The following is a 17202-nucleotide window of genomic DNA, read 5'->3' on the forward strand; positions in this document are numbered from 1 at the left end:
GCCCGGAGGGACGGAATCCGGCCGTCGTGGCGCGGCCGATACTCTTGAAGGGTGACGTTCCCGGTAGTCGGCATGGTCGGCGGAGGGCAGCTCGCGCGTATGACGCACGAGGCTGGCATCCCGCTCGGCATCAGGTTCAAGCTCCTCAGTGACACGCCTCAGGATTCCGCGGCGCAGGTCGTCGGTGATGTCGTCGTCGGCGACTATCGCGACCTGGACACGCTGCGCGACTTCGCGCGGGGCTGCGACGTGATCACCTTCGATCACGAACACGTACCCACCGAGCATCTGCGGGCCCTGGAGGCGGACGGCATCCCCGTGCGCCCGGGGCCCGACGCGCTGGTGCACGCCCAGGACAAGGGCGTGATGCGCGAGAAGCTCACCGCGATCGGGGTGCCGTGCCCGCGCCACCGCATCGTGCGCGACGTCGAGGACGTCGCCGCGTTCGCGGCGGAGGGCGACGGGTTCCCCGTGATCCTGAAGACGGTGCGTGGTGGTTATGACGGCAAGGGGGTGTGGTTCGTCCGCTCCGCCGAGGACGCGGCGGAGCCCTTCCGGGCCGGCGTCCCGGTCCTCGCCGAGGAGAAGGTGGACTTCGTCCGCGAGCTCGCGGCGAACGTGGTGCGCTCGCCGCACGGCCAGGCGGTCGCCTACCCCGTCGTCGAGTCCCAGCAGGTCGACGGCGTCTGCGACACGGTGATCGCGCCCGCGCCCGGCATCTCCGAGGAGCTGGCCCTGCACGCCGAGGAACTGGCCCTGAACATCGCCAAGGAACTCGGCGTGGTCGGGCACCTCGCGGTGGAACTCTTCGAGACGCGCGACGGCCGCATCCTCGTCAACGAACTGGCGATGCGCCCGCACAACTCGGGCCACTGGACCCAGGACGGCGCGATCACCTCCCAGTTCGCCAACCACGTCCGCGCGGTCCTCGACCTCCCGCTCGGCGACCCGCGCCCGCGCGCCAAGTGGACGGTCATGGTCAACGTCCTCGGCGGCGACTTCCCCGACATGTACTCCGCGTACCTGCACTGCATGGCCCGCGACCCCAAGCTGAAGATCCACATGTACGGCAAGGACGTGAAGCCCGGCCGCAAGGTCGGCCATGTCAACACCTACGGCGACGACCTGGACGACGTCCTCGATCGCGCCCGGCACGCAGCCGGATATCTGAGAGGCACGATCACCGAATGAGCACGTCACCGCACTCGCCGGTCGTCGGCATCGTCATGGGCTCGGACTCGGACTGGCCCGTCATGGAGGCCGCCGCCAAGGCCCTCGCCGAGTTCGGGATCCCCTACGAGGTCGACGTCGTCTCCGCGCACCGGATGCCGCACGAGATGATCGCGTACGGCGAGCAGGCCGCCGGGCGCGGCCTCAAGGCGATCATCGCGGGCGCGGGCGGCGCCGCCCACCTGCCCGGCATGCTCGCCTCGGTCACCCCGCTGCCCGTCATCGGCGTACCCGTCCCGCTGAAGTACCTCGACGGCATGGACTCGCTGCTGTCCATCGTGCAGATGCCGGCGGGCGTCCCCGTCGCCACGGTCTCCGTCGGCGGGGCGCGCAACGCGGGTCTGCTCGCCGCCCGGATGCTCGCCGCGCACGACGAGGAACTGCTCGCCCGGATGCGGGAGTTCCAGCAGGAGCTGAACGACCAGGCCACCGAGAAGGGCAAGCGGCTGCGCGCCAAGGCCGAGGGCGCGGGCGCGGGCTTCGGCTTCGGATCGGGGAAGTGACCGGACATGACCTCCACCGACTCCGCCACCCCCACTCCTGACATCCCCGCCCTGGACCGGGCCCGCGCGCTGCTCGCCGAGTTCCCGGTCGTCGACGGCCACAACGACCTGCCCTGGGCACTGCGCGAACAGGTCCGCTACGACCTCGACGCCCGCGACATCGCCACCGACCAGAGCGCGCACCTGCACACCGACCTGGCCCGGCTGCGCGCCGGCCACGTCGGCGCCCAGTACTGGTCGGTGTACGTCCGCTCCGATCTGCCGGGCGCGCTCACCGCGACCCTCGAACAGATCGACTGCGTACGGCAGTTGATCGACCGGCACCCGGCGCACCTGCGGGCCGCGCTGACCGCCGCCGACATGGAGGCGGCGCGCGCGGAGGGCCGTATCGCCTCGCTGACGGGCGCGGAGGGCGGCCACTCGATCGACGACTCCCTCGCCGCGCTGCGGCAGCTGTACGCGCTGGGCGTGCGCTACATGACGCTCACCCACAACGACAACATCGCCTGGGCGGACTCGGCGACGGACGAGCCGAACGTCGGGGGCCTGTCCGCCTTCGGCCGCGCCGTCGTGGCGGAGATGAACCGCGAGGGCATGCTCGTGGACCTCAGCCACGTGGCGGCCACGACGATGCGCGACGCGCTCGACACCAGCGCCGCGCCGGTGATCTTCTCCCACTCCTCGGCGCGCGCCGTCTGCGACCACCCGCGCAACATCCCGGACGACGTGCTGGAGCGGCTGCCCGCCAACGGGGGCGTCGCGATGGTGACGTTCGTGCCCAAGTTCGTCCTCCAGGCGGCCGTCGACTGGACCGTGGCGGCCGACGAGAACATGCGGGCGCACGGCTTCCACCACCTCGCCACCACCCCCGAGGCGATGAAGGTCCACCACGCCTTCGAGGAGGCGCACCCGCGCCCGGTCGCCACCGTCGCCACGGTCGCCGACCACCTCGACCACATGCGCGAGGCCGCGGGCATCGACCACCTCGGCATCGGCGGCGACTACGACGGCACCCCGTTCGCCCCGGACGGCCTCGGCGACGTCTCCGGCTACCCGAACCTGATCGCGGAGCTGCTCGACCGCGGCTGGTCCGACGCCGACCTGGCCAAGCTGACCTGGCAGAACTCGGTACGGGTGCTGGGCGCCGCCGAGGACGTGGCCCGCGACCTGAAGACGAAGCGCGGCCCGTCGAACGCGACGCTGGAACAGCTCGACGGCTGAGCACGGTGAGCGTGGCAGCGCGGTGAGCGGGCCCCGGCCGGGCGTACGGCCGGGGCCCGCTCACCGCGTGGGCCCCACCGCTCGGGCGTACGGCGCGGGGGCGCCCACTACTCCGAACGCACCGTCCACCAGGAAGCCCCCCGGCCCCCGTGCCACGGTTTCCGTACCGCGATCTCGCTGACGTACGGAGCCCGCCATGGCCGATCTCCAGGACGAACTGCGCCTCACCGCCGAAGTGAGCGGGCCCGACCGCCCGGCACCGCAGCCCGCTGCCGGACCCGACCTCGCCGCGGACGCCGCCCGGCACACCTCCGAGTCGCTGCGGCGCGCCCGCGCCCTGCTCGCCGTGCACCCCGTGGCCGACGGGTGCAGCGGCCTCGCCCAGGCCCTTGGCCGCCTGCCCTGGTACGACCTGGAGGAGGGCGAACCCGCCGTCGACACGGACGTGCCACGGCTGCGCGAGGGCCACGTCGGCGCGCTCTTCTGCTCCGTGCACCTGCCCGAGGGCCTGGTGGGCGACCAGGCGGTGGGCGCCACCCTGGAACAGCTCGACCTGGTGAAGACGGTGGCCGCGGCGCACGCCGACGGCCTGCGGCTCGCCTACGGCGCGGGCCAGCTCATCGACGCCGTCGGCTGCGGCCGCGTCGCCGCCCTGCTCGGACCCGTCGGCGCCCCCGCGCTCGGCGACTCCGTCGGCATCCTGCGCGCCCTGAACGCCCTCGGCGTGCGCTTCGTGACGCTCACCGGCGCGTCCTGGGCGGGCGAGACGGGCCTGACCCGGTTCGGCGAGGAGGTGGTGCGCGAGATGAACCGGCTCGGGGTGATCGCCGACCTGTCCGGCGCCTCCGACGCCACCGTCCGCCGCTGTCTCACGCTGTCCAAGGCGCCGGTGGTCTTCACCCGCTCCGCGGCCCGCGCGCTGCGCCCGCACCCGGCCAACCTCACCGACGACGTGCTCGGCCGCCTCGGCACCGGCCACGGCCTGTGCATGGTGCCGCTCACGGCCGGCCAGACGGGCCCGACCGTCCGGGACGTCGCCGACCACCTCGACCACATCCGCACGGTGGCCGGACCGGAGTGCGTCGGCCTCGCGGGCACGTACGACACGGGAGCCGCCCACCCGCAGGACCTCAGCGACGTCTCCGGCTACCCGAACCTGATCGCGGAGATCCTGGAGCGGGGCTGGTCCGACGCGGAGGTGGCCCTGCTGACCTGGGGCAACGTCCAGCGCGTACTGCGCAGCGCGGACTTCACGGCCCGCGCCGCCCAGCAGCGCCGCGAGCCGTCCACCGCCAGGATCGCCGACCTGGACGGCTGAGAGCCTGTGTCATGTCCCCGGCCGGAACCGCGCCGGGCCCTACGGGTGGTCGATCCGGCAGAGGCAGAACGGATGCCCCGCCGGGTCGGCGTACACACGCCAGTCCCGCTTGCCGCCGTCGTCCTCCAGGTCCAGCGGCCGGGCGCCCAGCGCGTACACCTTCTCCTGGGCCGCGTCCATCTCCTCCCACGTGCTGCCGCCGTCGAAGTCGAGATGGAACTGCTGCGGGTTGCGGTCCTGCCGGGGCCACTCCGGGGGCACGTATTCAGCGACCCGCTGGAAAGAGATCCGGTGGCCGCCCGGAGCCGCCAGGTTGACCCACTCCTCGTCGTCCTGGCTCACCGTCCCGCCCAGCACGCCCGCGTAGAACTCGGCGAGGGCGCGCGGATCGGGACAGTCCAGGACGACGGACCGCACACGGATGGCGGATGCCATGGAATCCTCCTTGATCGGCGGGCTGGGTGTCAGCAGGCGCAGAGGCAGAACGGGTGCCCCGCGGGATCGGCGTACACACGCCAGCCCCGCGAGCGGTCCTCGGCGTCCAGCGCCGTGGCCCCGAGCGCCAGCACACCGCGCTCCGCGGCGTCCATGTCCTCGACGACCAGGTCCAGGTGGAACTGCTGCGAGTCCCCGGCCGCGGGCCACTTCGGCGGTACGTGACCGGGCGCGGCTTGGAACGCCAGCGTCCGGCCGTCCGGCAGCTTCAGGTCGACCCAGCGGCCGGTGTCGTCCGCCTCGACCGTCCCGCCCAGCACGCCCGCGTAGAACTCGGCGAGGGCGCGCGGATCGGGACAGTCCAGGACGACGGTGCCCAGTGCGGCGAGAGCCATGACTACCTCCTCGGAGTCGAATCACCTGAGTTACCCGTAGAGCCGGGTAACCGGTAACGGTTACTGCATGCTGCCGCATCAGGGGTAACGTCGCAAGGGTGAATGAGAGAGCGCCCGCGCCCGGCGGCCTGGCTCTGATCGAGGCGCTGGTGAACACGCTGGACCTCGCGACGGGCGCCGACCGGCTGGACACCGCCGAAGGACGGGCCCGCTTCGGGCTCGCCGGCGCGGCCGAGGCGGACATCGAGGCGGTCCGCGAACTGCGCGAGTCGCTGCGCGCCGTGTGCCTGGCCCACGCGGGCCACCCGCCGCACCGCGACGTGACCCCGCTCGGCGAACTGCTCGCCGGGGCGCCGCTGCGGGTGGCGGTGGACGACGAGGGCGGCACGGCGTCGCTGACCGGCGCGGGACCGGAGACGCTGCACTCCAGGGTGGCGACGGCCGTCGCCGAGGCGCTCGTGGACGGCACCTGGCTGCGGCTGAAGGGCTGCGAGTCGCCCACCTGCCACTGGGCGTACTACGACCGCAGCCCGGCGGGGCGCGGCCGCTGGTGCAGCATGGCGGTCTGCGGCGCCCGCGAGAAGATGCGCCGCTACCGCGCGAAGTAGCGGCTGCCCCCGTGCGAAGTAGCTGCCGCCGCCCGCGAAGTGCCTGCCGCCGCCCGCGAAGTGCCTGCGGCCACCCGCGAAGTGCCTGCGGCCACCCGCGAAGTGCCTGCGGCCACCCGCGAAGTGCCTGCCGCCGCCCGCGAAGTGCCTGCCGCCGCCTCGCGTAGCAACCGCAGCCACCGCGCAGCAATGGCTGCCACCGCGCGAAGAGACCGCCGTCACCGCGCGAAGAGACCGCCGTCACCGCGCGAAGAGACCGCCGTCACCCCGCGAAGTAACCGCCGTCACCGCGCGGAGTGGCCGCTTCCGGCCGCGTGCCGCGCTCGCGGGGTGAAGAATGGGCGAGGACGCCGGTCCGGCCGACTGAGCCTCGGCCGGACCGGCGTCCTCGCCGGTGGCTCCCGCTTGCGCGGCGGGACCGGCGTCCTCGCCGGCGGCTCCCGCCTACGCGGTCGGCCGCCCCATCGCCCGGTACGTCCAGCCCGCCCGGCGCCACAGCTCCGGGTCCAGGGCGTTGCGCCCGTCGAGGATGATCCGCGAGGTGACCGCCCCGCCCAGCGCCTCGGGGTCCAGCTCCCGGAACTCGCGCCACTCGGTCAGGTGGAGTACGACGTCGGCGCCGTGCACCGCCTCCAGGGCGGAGTCGGCGTAGCCGAGCGTCGGGAAGACCCGGCGGGCGTTCTCCATGCCCTTCGGGTCGTAGACGGTGACCTGGCCGCCCTGGAGGTGGATCTGCCCGGCCACGTTCAGCGCGGGCGAGTCCCGTACGTCGTCCGAGTCGGGCTTGAACGTCGCGCCGAGGACGGCGACGCGCCTGCCGAGGAACGGGCCGCCGCCGAGCGCCTCACGGGCCAGCTCGACCATCTGGCCGCGCTGGCGCATGTTGATCGAGTCGATCTCGCGCAGGAAGGTCAGCGCCTGGTCGGCGCCCAGCTCGCCGGCGCGGGCCATGAAGGCCCGGATGTCCTTGGGCAGACAGCCGCCGCCGAAGCCGATGCCGGCCCGCAGGAACTTCCGGCCGATCCGCTCGTCGTACCCGATGGCCTCGGCCAGCTTGGCGACGTCGCCGCCGGCGGCCTCGCAGACCTCGGCCATGGCGTTGATGAAGGAGATCTTGGTGGCGAGGAAGGAGTTCGCGGCGGTCTTCACCAGCTCCGCCGTCGGGAAGTCCGTCACCACGAACGGCGTGCCCTCGGCGACGGGCGTCGCGTAGACCTCGCGCAGCAGCTTCTCGGCGCGCTCGCTGCGGACGCCCGCGACGAGGCGGTCGGGGTGCAGGGTGTCCTGGACGGCGAAGCCCTCGCGCAGGAACTCGGGGTTCCAGGCCAGTTCGGCGTCGTCGCCCGCGGGGGCCAGCTCGGCGAGCCGGGCGGCGAGGCGGTCCGCGGAGCCGACCGGCACGGTGGACTTGCCGACGACCAGCGCGGGGCCGCGCAGATGCGGGGCGAGCGACTCGAAGGCGGCGTCGACGTAGGACATGTCGCAGGCGTACTCGCCGTGCTTCTGCGGGGTGTTCACGCAGACGAAGTGCACGTCGCCGAAGTCCGCGACCTCGGCGAAATCCATGGTGAACCGCAGCCGCCCGGTGGACCCTTCGATCCCGGCCACGTGCTTGCGCAAGAGCTCTTCCAGGCCGGGTTCGTACATCGGGACCTCGCCCCGCTGAAGCATCTCGATCTTCTCGGGCACCACGTCAAGGCCCAGCACCTCGAAGCCGAGTTCGGCCATGGCCGCGGCGTGTGTGGCGCCGAGATAGCCGGTGCCGATCACGGTGATCTTGAGGGCCATGAGTGCTCCAGGGGTCTACGGCCGTGGGTGTGTGCAGAGCATAGTCGGGGCGTCACCAGGCGCTTCACCGGGCGCTTGACCGGGCAACTTCTTCCTTGTCGCCAAGCTCACGTATCACTCCCGTGAGCAGACCCCTAAAATCTGGGTTACTTAACGGTAATTAGCGTCCTTGGAGCGTGAGACACCTTGGCCGGATCGGCTGATTTCGACCTGTACCGCCCGTCCGAGGAGCACGACATGCTCCGTGACGCCGTCCGTTCGCTGGCCGAGGCGAAGATCGCGCCGCACGCCGCCGCGGTGGACGAGGAGGCCCGCTTCCCGCGGGAGGCCCTCGACGCCCTGCTCTCCGCCGACCTGCACGCCGTGCACGTGCCCGAGACATACGGCGGCGCGGGCGCGGACGCGCTGGCCACGGTGATCGTGATCGAGGAGGTGGCCCGCGTCTGCGCGTCCTCCTCCCTCATCCCGGCGGTGAACAAGCTCGGTTCCCTGCCCGTGATCCTCTCCGGCTCCGAGGACCTGAAGAAGAAGTACATGACCCCGCTCGCCAAGGGCGACGGCATGTTCTCGTACTGCCTCTCCGAGCCGGACGCCGGTTCGGACGCGGCGGGCATGAAGACGAAGGCGGTCCGCGACGGCGACTCCTACGTCCTGAACGGCGTGAAGCGCTGGATCACCAACGCGGGCGAGTCCGAGTACTACACGGTGATGGCGGTCACCGACCCGACGAAGCGCTCGAAGGGCATCTCGGCCTTCGTGGTGGAGAAGTCGGACGAGGGCGTCTCCTTCGGCGCCCCGGAGAAGAAGCTCGGCATCAAGGGCTCCCCGACCCGCGAGGTCTACCTCGACAACGTCCGCATCCCGGCGGACCGCATGATCGGCGAGGAAGGCACCGGCTTCGCCACCGCCATGAAAACCCTGGACCACACCCGCATCACGATCGCCGCCCAGGCCCTCGGCATCGCCCAGGGCGCCCTCGACTACGCCAAGGGCTACGTCCAGGAGCGCAAGCAGTTCGGCAAGCCGATCGCCGACTTCCAGGGCATCCAGTTCATGCTCGCCGACATGGCCATGAAGATCGAGGCGGCCCGCCAGCTCACGTACGCGGCCGCCGCCAAGTCCGAGCGCGGCGACAGCGACCTCACCTTCCAGGGCGCCGCCGCCAAGTGCTTCGCCTCGGACGTCGCCATGGAGGTCACCACGGACGCCGTCCAGCTCCTCGGCGGCTACGGCTACACCCGCGACTACCCGGTGGAACGCATGATGCGCGACGCCAAGATCACCCAAATCTACGAGGGCACGAACCAGGTCCAGCGCATCGTGATGGCCCGGAATCTGCCGTAGGGCGCCCCTCGTCGGCCGGCGGGCGCTGCGCCCGCCGACCGGCACGGCGGGTACGGCCTACCATCGCCCTTCATGGGGACAGTGATCGTGACCGTCGGACTGGCGTTCGCCGGCTATCTGGTGACCTATCTGAACGGGCTGCGGCTCGCGCAGCGGCAGGCCCGGCTCGCGCGGGTCAACCAGCAACTGAGCGAATTCTACGGGCCGTTGTTCGCGCTGATGGAGTCCAACAGCCGGGTCTACGACACCTTCTCGGAGACGTACGCCCGCCCGGACGGGCGCGACCCGTTCCGGCACGACGTCCCGCCGACCGAGCAGGAGCTCGCGCGGTGGCGACTGTGGGCCAGCACCGTCTTCATCCCCAACGTCAGGGCCATGCGGGACGTGGTGGTCACCAAGGCCGATCTCCTCATCGAGGAGCGGATGCCCGAGGCACTCCTCCAGCTCTGCGCCCATGTCTCGGGGTACGAGATCACCGCCGCCCGCTGGGCCGAGGGCGACCACGCGGAGCACCTGTCGCTCATCAACTTCCCGGGCCGGGAGCTCAACGAGTACATACGGGACCGGTTCGCCCGGCTCAAGAGCGAGCAGGCGCGGCTGCTGGGGCACCGCGGCGCGGCGGGCGCCGAGATGCGGCCGTGAACTGCCCGTAGGCTTCGGTTGGTTCGGGCTGGTCGCGGGGGCCGGCTTGTGTGGGGGGTGATCCGTTCGATGGTCCGTCGTCGAGTTTCCCGTGCCGGGGCCGGGGCCGGGGCTGTGGTCCGGGTGGTCGCCGTGGTCGCCGTGGTGGCCGGGGTGCTGGCGGTGCTGGCGTTGTCGCCGTTCGTGCTGGAGCGGATCGCCGGGTCCGAGGGCACGGACTGGAACCGGCTCGGGCAGGTCGGCGCGGCGTACGGCTTCGCCTCGGCGGTCGTCTCGGCGCTGGCGCTGGCCGGTGTCGCCGCCTCGCTGTTCGTCCAGAACCGGCAGGCCAGGGCCGAGCAGGTGCGGGGCATCCGCGGCTACTACCTGGAGCTGGTCCGCCTGGAGCTGGAGGACATGGAGCTCTACCAGCCGGTCTGGGGCGACACGGACATCGCCGATCCCCGGGAGCGCAAGCGGCACGTGTACGCCGACCTGCTGATGAACTACGCGTGGATGGGGTTCGAGATCGGCACCGTCCGCGAGCCCCTGCTGCGGGACATGCTGGCGGGGATGTTCGCCGGGGAGGCCGGCCGCCGCTACTGGGACCGGGCCCGCGTCTCGTGGGTCACGGGGACCTCCGGGAGCCGGGCCGGGCGCCGGTTCCTCGCCGTCGTCGCGGAGGAGCACGCCCGCGCGGTCGCCGCCATCGCCGCCGGGCCACCGAGGCGCACGCCTGACGCCTCGGGGCCGCCCGCCGCTCCCCGTCCGCCCGCCGCTCCCCGTCCGTCAGCCTCTCCTCGTCCGCCCGCCGTCCCCGGCCCGCCCGCACCGCCCGTCGTGCCCGCGCCCGCCTGGCGGACCGCCGTCGGCACCCTGGTCGGCCTCGGCACCGGCGTCGCACTCGGCGCCCTGCTGCGCAACCGCCGCTGAGAGTGCGCGACGGCACGTGAAGGGCCCCGCCGTTCCGTACGGCGGGGCCCTTCACTTCACAGGTTCGCGGTGCGGCTCAGTTGCCCGACACCGTGACCGTCTCGTCGTTCTTCAGCTCGTTCACCAGGGTCTTGACCTTGGCCTTGTCCCAGACGAGGTTGCCGCCCGTGGAGCCGGAGATCGGCATGTTCATGGACTTGCCGTCGCCGCCGCTGACGCCCTTCATGGCCCAGAACATGTCCGCCAGGTCGAACAGCCCCATGTCCTTGTCGACGATCAGGGTGTCCAGGCCCGCGCTCATGGTCGGGTAGAGCTTGAAGGGGTTCAGGACCGTGCTCGGCGTCGCCACCTGGTTGGCCAGGGCGGAGAGGAACTTCTGCTGGTTCTTCGTCCGGTCCAGGTCGCTGTTCTTGAGCGCGTACCGGGTACGTACGAACGCCAGGGCCTGCTCGCCGTTGAGGGTCTGCTTGCCCGCCTCGAAGTCGGCGCCGGACTTGGTGTCCTTCATGCCGCCCTTGGGGATCTCGATCTCCACGCCGCCGACCGAGTCGACGATGTTCGCGAAGCCCGCGAAGCCGATCTCCACGTAGTGGTCGATGTGCAGCCCGGTGTTGTACTCGATGGTGCGCACCAGCAGCTCGGGGCCGTCCTCGGCATAGGCCGCGTTCAGCTTCACGTGCCGGCCCGTCCCCTCGTACGTCTTGCCCGACTCGGACCCCTTGTACGTGGGGATCTCAACGTCGGAGTCGCGGGGGAGGGAGATCAGCGTGTCGCCGTTGCTGCCGGTGTGCAGGATCATCATCGAGTCCGTGCGCTTGCCGTCGGCGGACCCGGTGTGCAGCTTCTTCTTGTCGTCGGCCGTCATGCCCTCGCGGCTGTCGGAACCGACGATCAGGTAGTTGGTGCCCTCGCCCGCGTCGGGCCGGTCGATGACCTTGGAGAGATCGACGTCACGGTTGAGCTTGGAGTCGGCCCAGAAGTACGTACCCACGGAGACCACGACCAGCAGGGTCACCACGGTGATCGCGGTCCACTTGATGCGCCGGCGCCAGTTCGGCGCGGGCCGCGGGCCGCGTCCGCCCGTCCCGCCGGGGCCCTGCGGACCGCCGCCGCCGGGGGAGCCGTAGACCTGTCCGGTGTTGTAGCCGCTGTCGTAGCCCTGGCCGTCGTCGTAGCCCTGCCCGCCGACGTAGGACGGCTGCTGCGGTACGCCGTGCGGCGGGGCGGAGGGGTTGGGGCCGGGGGCCGCGGGGCCGCGACGGACCTGCCGCATCACGCGCGCGCTCTCGGGCTGTGCGCTCGCGCTGCCGCCGCCGTACCGGTTGCTGCGGTTGTCGTCGGGCCAATCATTCATGTGGCCCAGTGTGCAGTGCCCGACTGTGTGCCTTACAAGGGTCGGCGGAAAATAGGACCACGGCTGTTGCGAAGCTGACACAAAGTGGCCCCGGCATAAGGTGGAGGTCATGACAGACCAGGCGCCCGCCGCGGAAGCAGCACTTCCGGAAGACCTGCCGGGCAAACCGACCTCCGCGTCCCGGACGACGCTCAGCCACATCATGACCCACAACGACACCAACCTGCTGGGCACGGTGCACGGTGGCGTGATCATGAAACTGGTCGACGACGCGGCCGGCGCGGTGGCCGGCAGGCACTCCGGCGGACCCGCCGTCACCGCCTCCATGGACGAGATGGCGTTCCTGGAGCCGGTCAGGGTGGGCGACCTCGTCCATGTGAAGGCCCAGGTGAACTGGACCGGGCGGACCTCGATGGAGGTCGGCGTGCGGGTCCTCGCCGAGCGCTGGAACGAGTCCGCCCCGGCGACCCAGGTCGGCTCCGCCTATCTCGTCTTCGCCGCCGTGGACGCCGACGGCAAGCCCCGGCGGGTGCCGCCGGTCGTCCCGGAGACCGAGCGCGACCGCCGCCGCTGTCAGGAGGCCCAGATCCGCCGCACCCACCGCCTGGCCCGCCGCCGCGCGATCACGGAGCTCCGGCAGCAGCGGCTGGCCGAGGGCCTGAACGACTGAGCACGGACCGTGCGCGGTCGGTCCCTCACGGGCGGACTGCCCGGTGGTGCGTGGTCCGGCGTGGGCGGACTGCCCGGTGGTGCGTGGTCCGGCGTGGGCGGACTGCCCGGTGGTGCGTGGTCCGGCGTGGGCAGACCGCCCGGTGGTGCGTGGTCCGGCGTGGGCGGACCGCCCGGTGGTACGCCCTCCGTCACGGGCAGACCACCTGGTCGCCGGTGACCACGCCGAACTCGCCCTGGTAGGGGTCCGCCGCCTTCACCTTGCGGACCGCCCTGCCGTCCGACCCCGCGATCACCTTCAGCGTCGGCCCCTGGCCCGGCATCTCGCGCAGCTCCGCCCCCGGCAGCGCCGCCGCCAGCGACCGCGCCGAGCGGTCCCAGCGCGGGTCGTACGCGACGACGGTCCGCTCGTGGGTGCGCTCGGCGGAGTTGACCGGGTTGCCGGTGGTGTGGAAGCCGGTGGCGGCCAGCGCCCGGTCGAGGCGCTTGCCGCGGCCCTCGGTGAGCGTGCCGTTCTCCACCTGCACACTGATCTGCTGCGGGGCCACCTCCACCCGTACCACCTTGCTGCGCACCCTGTGCGGGGCCAGGGGCCGGTCCTCGCGCAGCGCGCGGAACAGCTTCGCCGACTTGGCCGGATCCCACTTCAGAGTCTCGCCGAGCCCCCGCACGGCGAACTTCAGCTCGCCGATCGGCACGGTCGTGAACTCGGACGACGAGGGCGAGAAGTTCCGCATCGCCCGGCCCAGGTCGAGGAGGTCGTCCGTGCCGAACCCCTTGTCGGCCCGGACCGAGCCGAGCACGGCGCCGGTGACGTCCCGGAACCGCATCGGGTTCAGCAGCACCCCGGAGGAGGTGGCCCGCTCGATCAGGGCCGCGAGGAAGCGCTGCTGGCGCTGCATCCGGCCGAGGTCGGAGGCGCTGTCGACGTGCCGGGAACGCACGTACTGGAGGGCCTGCCCGCCGTTCAGCTCGTGCGGCCCGGCGGGCAGGTCGAGCCCGGTGTACAGGTCCGTCATCGGCTCCGTGGTACAGATCTCCACCCCGCCGAGCACGTCCACCGTCTTCATGAAGCTGGTGAAGTCGACCTCCAGATAGTGGTCGATCTTGACGTGGGTCATGTTCTCGACGGTGCGCACGGTGAGCTGCGGGCCGCCCTCCGCGTACGCCGCGTTCAGCTTCACCGGGTGCGGATCGTGCCGCTCGCCGCTGATCCGGTCGGTGTGCGCGGGCGCCTCGGCGTAGGAGTCGCGCGGCAGGCTGACGATGCTGGCCCGGTCCCGCTCCGCGGAGATGTGCACGATCATGATGGTGTCCGTGCAGTGGCAGGGCAGTCCGCCCAGCCGGTACTTCGTCCGCTCCTCGGGCGTGATCCGGTCCCGGCCGTCGGTGCCGACCAGCAGCACGTTCATGCCGTTGCCCGCCTCGGGACGGTTCTTCATGTCCTTGAACGGGTCGACCCGGGCGATGTCCGCGTCGAGCCCGGTGACCAGCGCGTGCCCGATGCCCGCCGAGGCCAGCACCCCCACCGAGAGCGCCGTCACCGCCCGCATGGCCCAGCCGGTCCGTCTCCGCCGTACGGGCGGCCGCCGGGCACGGGGCGGCCGGGGCGGACGCTCCGGGGGCTCGGGGGAGCGGGACGGCGTGGGCAAGAGGGCACCTCCGCGAGGGCCGGGCAGGGGAATCCGTGAGCACCGTAGGCCGATACGATCTGCGGCCCGGGCCCGCACCCCCGCGGCGCGCACCGGTGTCCCCCGTTCGCGGTAACGTGACGTCCGATGAGCGAGAAGTCTGACGTGCGGTCCCCCGCCGTGTCTGTGATCATGCCGGTCCTCAACGAGGAGCGGCATCTGCGCGGGGCCGTCCAAGCGATCCTGGCGCAGGAGTACGACGGCGAGATGGAGGTGGTCATCGCCATCGGTCCGTCCTCGGACCGTACGGAGGAGATCGCCGCCGAACTCGTCCGTGAGGACCCGCGCGTCCACACGGTGCCGAACCCGACAGGGCGCACCCCCGCCGCGCTGAACGCCGCGATCAAGGCGTCCCGGCACCCCGTCGTCGTACGCGTCGACGGGCACGGCATGCTGTCGCCGAACTACATCGCGACCGCCGTGCGGCTGCTCGACGAGACCGGTGCGCAGAACGTCGGCGGCATCATGCACGCCGAGGGCGAGAACGACTGGGAGCACGCCGTCGCCGCCGCCATGACGTCGAAGATCGGCGTCGGCAACGCGGCCTTCCACACCGGCGGCGCCGCGGCCCCGGCCGAGACGGTCTACCTCGGGGTCTTCCGGCGGGCCGCGCTGGAGCAACAGGGCGGCTACAACGAGGAGTTCATCCGTGCCCAGGACTGGGAGCTGAACTTCCGGATCCGCGAGGCCGGCGGGCTCATCTGGTTCTCGCCCGAGCTGCGGGTGTCGTACCGGCCGCGGCCCTCCGTGCGCGCGCTGGCCAAGCAGTACAAGGACTACGGGCGCTGGCGGCACGTCGTCGCGCGCTACCACGAGGGGTCGATCAACGCCCGCTATCTCGCCCCGCCGACCGCGGTGTGCGTGATCGCCGCGGGCATCGTGGTGGGTCTCGCCGTCTCACCGTGGGGCTTCGTCGCTCCCGGTGCCTATCTCGCGGCCATCGTGGCGGGTTCGCTGCCGGCGGGCCGCGGGCTGCCGCTGAAGGCCCGGCTCCAGATCCCCGTCGCCCTCGCGACCATGCACATGTCCTGGGGCTGGGGGTTCCTGACCAGCCCGAAGTCGCTGGCGAAGCGGGTCATCGCCTCGCGCCGCCCGGCGGTCCGCGCGGAGGCGGAGACCGCCTGAGCGGCCCCCCGGACACAGCCGTCGGCCCCTGACGCACTCCCGTGCGTCAGGGGCCGAGCCGTCATCAGGGACCGAGTGCCGGGTACCGAGTGCTAGAACGTGAACGCCGAGTTCACGTGCATGCACTTCTTCTTGTCGCCGCTCAGCGCGTCGGCGGTGTCCGGGAGCGTGTCGTCCTCCTCGGCCGCCTTGTACGTGTCGCCCTCGCGCCAGTCGGCGCCCACGATCAGCGTCACGCCGGAGACGTCCGTCGACTTCTTGACCGAACTGAACTCGATGCCGAGGGACTTGGCCACTCGCTGGGCGTCGCCCTCCAGGTCGGCGCTCGGGTAGCGGATCACCGTCTTGTCCTCGGTGGTCGCCGTGGTGGTGTCGGCCGTCGCCCTGGCGAAGCCGTCCTCGGCCAGGAGCTGGCTGACGGCGCTCGCGCGCCCGGCGACCGGGGCGAGGGTGTCGGTACGGGTGCCGTTCTGCACCAGGACGCCGATCTCGGCGTCCGCCGCGGCCGGGTCGTCGGAGGCCTTCTCCTTACTCGACTTCTTCTTGTCCTTGCCGTCGAGCGCGATGTCGTCGCGGACCAGCCGGAAGAGCTTCTCGGCGTCCTCGGTGGGCTCCACGCGCGCGCCCACGTACCGGTTGGGCATCGTGGTCATGGTGACGCGCTCCGGCTTCACGTCCCGCATCTGGGAGCCGAGGTCGTAGAGCTTCTTCACGGTGTCCAGGCCGGGGTCGACGGTGAGGGCGTTGGTGGCCGTCTCCGCGAGCCTGCGCAGCTTGTTCGGGTTGGTGATCGTGGCGTTCTCGCGGAGCTGCCGGATCATCGAGCTCATGTACTGGTGCTGCGCGCGGGCCCGGCCGAGGTCGCTGCCGTCCTCGAAGCCGTAGCGGGTGCGCAGCCACTGCAGGGCCTGCTCGCCCTTGATGGAGTGCGTGCCCTCGGTGAGCTTCAGACCGGAGCCGTGGCCCTCGCTGTCCTTGGAGTAGATGTTGGCGTCCACGCAGACGGGGACGCCGCCGATGGCGTCCGCCATCGAGACCACGCCGGAGAAATCGATCTGCATGAAGTGGTCGATGTGGATGCCGGTCAGCTTCTCCCAGGTGGCCACGGTGCAGCCGGGGCCGCCGCGGCCGAGGGACTGGTTGGTCATGGTCCGGCCGGTGGTCGCCTGGTAGACCTTGCCGTCGTCCGGGTCCGTGCACTTGGGGATCTGGAGCAGGGTGTCGCGCGGCATGCTGATGACCGACATGTTGGTGCGGTCGGCGGACAGGTGCAGCAGCATCTGGACGTCCGCGAGGGGGGTGGAGCCGAAGGTCTCCTTGGCGCCGCCGAGTTCCTGGTTCTCCTTGGTGTCCCGGGCGTCGGAGCCGATCAGCAGGACGTTCAGCGGGGTCTGGCCGGCCGCGTTCGCCGTGGGCGCCGCGGCCCTGTCCTTCTCGTCGCCGAGGTTGAGGTCGTCCTTCTTGATGTTGCCGTTCAGGTGCTGGTAGTAGAGATAACCGGCACCCGCGGTGCCGAGTATCAGTACCGCCAGGACCGTCGCCGACCAGCGCAGCGCCCGGCGTCTGCGGCGCGGCGGCCGCCCGCCCGGACCGCTGCCGCCGCCCTTGCCCGGCCGGGCGGGGGACCCGGGACCGGCGGGTGTGCCGCCGCTCGCCTGCTTCCGGCCGCCGCCCGGGGCGTCGGCGGTGTCAGCCGTATCGGCGGTGCCGGCCGGTCTTTCCCGTACGTCCTGCGCCGGATCTTGAACGGTGTCGCCGTCCTCCGCGTACAGACTGTCGTCCCAGCCCAGTTCACCGGCCTGCCGGACACGTGGGCGTGACCCCTCCCCACGCACACTGCTCCGCGCCATCTCCCTGCCCTCTCCCCACCCTGCGCCTGACAAACGGGCCCGTCGTACGCCCAGTTGGACGCGCGAGCACCCCTCTTGGTTGGGCACCCACGTCCATGTAGACGCACGACGGACCCG

At 71.9% G+C, this 17202-nt stretch carries 16 protein-coding genes; 10 read left to right on the forward strand and 6 right to left on the reverse strand.

The genetic code is table 11. The features are described 5' to 3' along the window. Positions 1 to 51 precede the first annotated feature (51 nt). From ACFV6E_RS29705 to ACFV6E_RS29720, 4 genes are all read left to right on the forward strand, one after another. Complete coding sequence (locus tag ACFV6E_RS29705; protein ID WP_385167258.1) at positions 52 to 1191, forward strand: 5-(carboxyamino)imidazole ribonucleotide synthase; 1140 nt, start codon at positions 52 to 54, stop codon at positions 1189 to 1191. After that, positions 1188 to 1733 carry a 5-(carboxyamino)imidazole ribonucleotide mutase gene (gene purE, locus ACFV6E_RS29710; RefSeq protein WP_385465743.1) on the forward strand — a complete coding sequence of 182 codons (546 nt, stop codon included), beginning with the start codon at positions 1188 to 1190 and terminating at the stop codon, positions 1731 to 1733. Before ACFV6E_RS29705 ends, purE begins: the two co-directional genes overlap by 4 nt. A 6-nt stretch (positions 1734 to 1739) precedes the next feature. Further along, positions 1740 to 2954, forward strand: coding sequence for a dipeptidase (locus ACFV6E_RS29715; protein WP_385167254.1), 1215 nt, complete (start codon positions 1740 to 1742; stop codon positions 2952 to 2954). A 196-nt stretch (positions 2955 to 3150) separates the two neighbouring features. Next, a complete protein-coding gene (locus ACFV6E_RS29720; RefSeq protein ID WP_385167252.1) occupies positions 3151 to 4272 on the forward strand; it encodes a dipeptidase in 1122 nt (373 codons plus the stop codon). A 39-nt stretch (positions 4273 to 4311) separates the two neighbouring features. Here the strand turns inward: ACFV6E_RS29720 and ACFV6E_RS29725 are convergent, their stop codons facing one another. Next, positions 4312 to 4707, reverse strand: coding sequence for a VOC family protein (locus ACFV6E_RS29725; RefSeq protein WP_385167250.1), 396 nt, complete (start codon positions 4705 to 4707; stop codon positions 4312 to 4314). Between the two features lie 29 nt (positions 4708 to 4736). Continuing rightward, positions 4737 to 5102 (reverse strand): VOC family protein, encoded by a 366-nt coding sequence (locus tag ACFV6E_RS29730; protein ID WP_385465746.1) that lies wholly within the window; start codon positions 5100 to 5102, stop codon positions 4737 to 4739. A 98-nt stretch (positions 5103 to 5200) separates the two neighbouring features. Between ACFV6E_RS29730 and ACFV6E_RS29735 the strand changes: the two genes are divergently transcribed. Then, positions 5201 to 5710, forward strand: coding sequence for a CGNR zinc finger domain-containing protein (locus tag ACFV6E_RS29735; RefSeq protein ID WP_385465749.1), 510 nt, complete (start codon positions 5201 to 5203; stop codon positions 5708 to 5710). A 444-nt stretch (positions 5711 to 6154) separates the two neighbouring features. Here the strand turns inward: ACFV6E_RS29735 and ACFV6E_RS29740 are convergent, their stop codons facing one another. Further along, on the reverse strand, positions 6155 to 7498 hold the full coding sequence (locus ACFV6E_RS29740) for a UDP-glucose dehydrogenase family protein (RefSeq protein WP_385465751.1): 1344 nt from the start codon (positions 7496 to 7498) through the stop codon (positions 6155 to 6157). A gap of 186 nt (positions 7499 to 7684) precedes the next feature. On the opposite strand from ACFV6E_RS29740, the gene ACFV6E_RS29745 reads away from it, so the two are divergent. From ACFV6E_RS29745 to ACFV6E_RS29755, 3 genes are all read left to right on the forward strand, one after another. Then, positions 7685 to 8842 (forward strand): acyl-CoA dehydrogenase, encoded by a 1158-nt coding sequence (locus tag ACFV6E_RS29745; protein WP_385177614.1) that lies wholly within the window; start codon positions 7685 to 7687, stop codon positions 8840 to 8842. Positions 8843 to 8914: 72 nt separating this feature from the next. Then, positions 8915 to 9484, forward strand: a complete 570-nt coding sequence (locus tag ACFV6E_RS29750) for a hypothetical protein (protein WP_385465753.1) — start codon at positions 8915 to 8917, stop codon at positions 9482 to 9484. A 69-nt stretch (positions 9485 to 9553) separates the two neighbouring features. Further along, complete coding sequence (locus ACFV6E_RS29755) at positions 9554 to 10396, forward strand: DUF6082 family protein (protein WP_385465756.1); 843 nt, start codon at positions 9554 to 9556, stop codon at positions 10394 to 10396. 76 nt (positions 10397 to 10472) lie between these two features. On the opposite strand, the gene ACFV6E_RS29760 is transcribed toward ACFV6E_RS29755, so the two are convergent. Beyond that, positions 10473 to 11750 carry an LCP family protein gene (locus tag ACFV6E_RS29760; RefSeq protein WP_385465759.1) on the reverse strand — a complete coding sequence of 426 codons (1278 nt, stop codon included), beginning with the start codon at positions 11748 to 11750 and terminating at the stop codon, positions 10473 to 10475. Between the two features lie 109 nt (positions 11751 to 11859). Here ACFV6E_RS29760 and ACFV6E_RS29765 point away from each other — a divergent pair, with 109 nt between their 5' ends. After that, the gene (locus ACFV6E_RS29765) at positions 11860 to 12420 is read left to right on the forward strand and encodes an acyl-CoA thioesterase (RefSeq protein ID WP_385177617.1); all 561 of its coding nucleotides are present in this window, start codon (positions 11860 to 11862) and stop codon (positions 12418 to 12420) included. Positions 12421 to 12610: 190 nt separating this feature from the next. On the opposite strand, the gene ACFV6E_RS29770 is transcribed toward ACFV6E_RS29765, so the two are convergent. Next, on the reverse strand, positions 12611 to 13972 hold the full coding sequence (locus ACFV6E_RS29770; protein ID WP_385465762.1) for an LCP family protein: 1362 nt from the start codon (positions 13970 to 13972) through the stop codon (positions 12611 to 12613). A 225-nt stretch (positions 13973 to 14197) separates the two neighbouring features. Between ACFV6E_RS29770 and ACFV6E_RS29775 the strand changes: the two genes are divergently transcribed. Then, the gene (locus tag ACFV6E_RS29775; RefSeq protein ID WP_385177887.1) at positions 14198 to 15235 is read left to right on the forward strand and encodes a glycosyltransferase family 2 protein; all 1038 of its coding nucleotides are present in this window, start codon (positions 14198 to 14200) and stop codon (positions 15233 to 15235) included. A 92-nt stretch (positions 15236 to 15327) separates the two neighbouring features. Here ACFV6E_RS29775 and ACFV6E_RS29780 read toward each other — a convergent pair whose 3' ends face one another. Then, positions 15328 to 17085 carry an LCP family protein gene (locus ACFV6E_RS29780; protein ID WP_385465764.1) on the reverse strand — a complete coding sequence of 586 codons (1758 nt, stop codon included), beginning with the start codon at positions 17083 to 17085 and terminating at the stop codon, positions 15328 to 15330. Positions 17086 to 17202: the final 117 nt, after the last annotated feature.

It is taken from the genome of Streptomyces sp. NPDC059785, from assembly GCF_042732375.1.
GTDB lineage: Bacteria > Actinomycetota > Actinomycetes > Streptomycetales > Streptomycetaceae > Streptomyces.

Bases quoted from the DNA above. Each gene is read 5' to 3' on its own strand.
- purE (WP_385465743.1), top strand. From the start codon at position 1,188: ATGAGCACGTCACCGCACTCGCCGGTCGTCGGCATCGTCATGGGCTCG.
- ACFV6E_RS29715 (WP_385167254.1), top strand. From the start codon at position 1,740: ATGACCTCCACCGACTCCGCCACCCCCACTCCTGACATCCCCGCCCTG.
- ACFV6E_RS29720 (WP_385167252.1), top strand. From the start codon at position 3,151: ATGGCCGATCTCCAGGACGAACTGCGCCTCACCGCCGAAGTGAGCGGG.
- ACFV6E_RS29725 (WP_385167250.1), bottom strand. From the start codon at position 4,707: ATGGCATCCGCCATCCGTGTGCGGTCCGTCGTCCTGGACTGTCCCGAT.
- ACFV6E_RS29730 (WP_385465746.1), bottom strand. From the start codon at position 5,102: ATGGCTCTCGCCGCACTGGGCACCGTCGTCCTGGACTGTCCCGATCCG.
- ACFV6E_RS29740 (WP_385465751.1), bottom strand. From the start codon at position 7,498: ATGGCCCTCAAGATCACCGTGATCGGCACCGGCTATCTCGGCGCCACA.
- ACFV6E_RS29750 (WP_385465753.1), top strand. From the start codon at position 8,915: ATGGGGACAGTGATCGTGACCGTCGGACTGGCGTTCGCCGGCTATCTG.
- ACFV6E_RS29755 (WP_385465756.1), top strand. From the start codon at position 9,554: ATGGTCCGTCGTCGAGTTTCCCGTGCCGGGGCCGGGGCCGGGGCTGTG.
- ACFV6E_RS29760 (WP_385465759.1), bottom strand. From the start codon at position 11,750: ATGAATGATTGGCCCGACGACAACCGCAGCAACCGGTACGGCGGCGGC.
- ACFV6E_RS29765 (WP_385177617.1), top strand. From the start codon at position 11,860: ATGACAGACCAGGCGCCCGCCGCGGAAGCAGCACTTCCGGAAGACCTG.
- ACFV6E_RS29770 (WP_385465762.1), bottom strand. From the start codon at position 13,972: ATGCGGGCGGTGACGGCGCTCTCGGTGGGGGTGCTGGCCTCGGCGGGC.
- ACFV6E_RS29775 (WP_385177887.1), top strand. From the start codon at position 14,198: ATGAGCGAGAAGTCTGACGTGCGGTCCCCCGCCGTGTCTGTGATCATG.
- ACFV6E_RS29780 (WP_385465764.1), bottom strand. From the start codon at position 17,085: ATGGCGCGGAGCAGTGTGCGTGGGGAGGGGTCACGCCCACGTGTCCGG.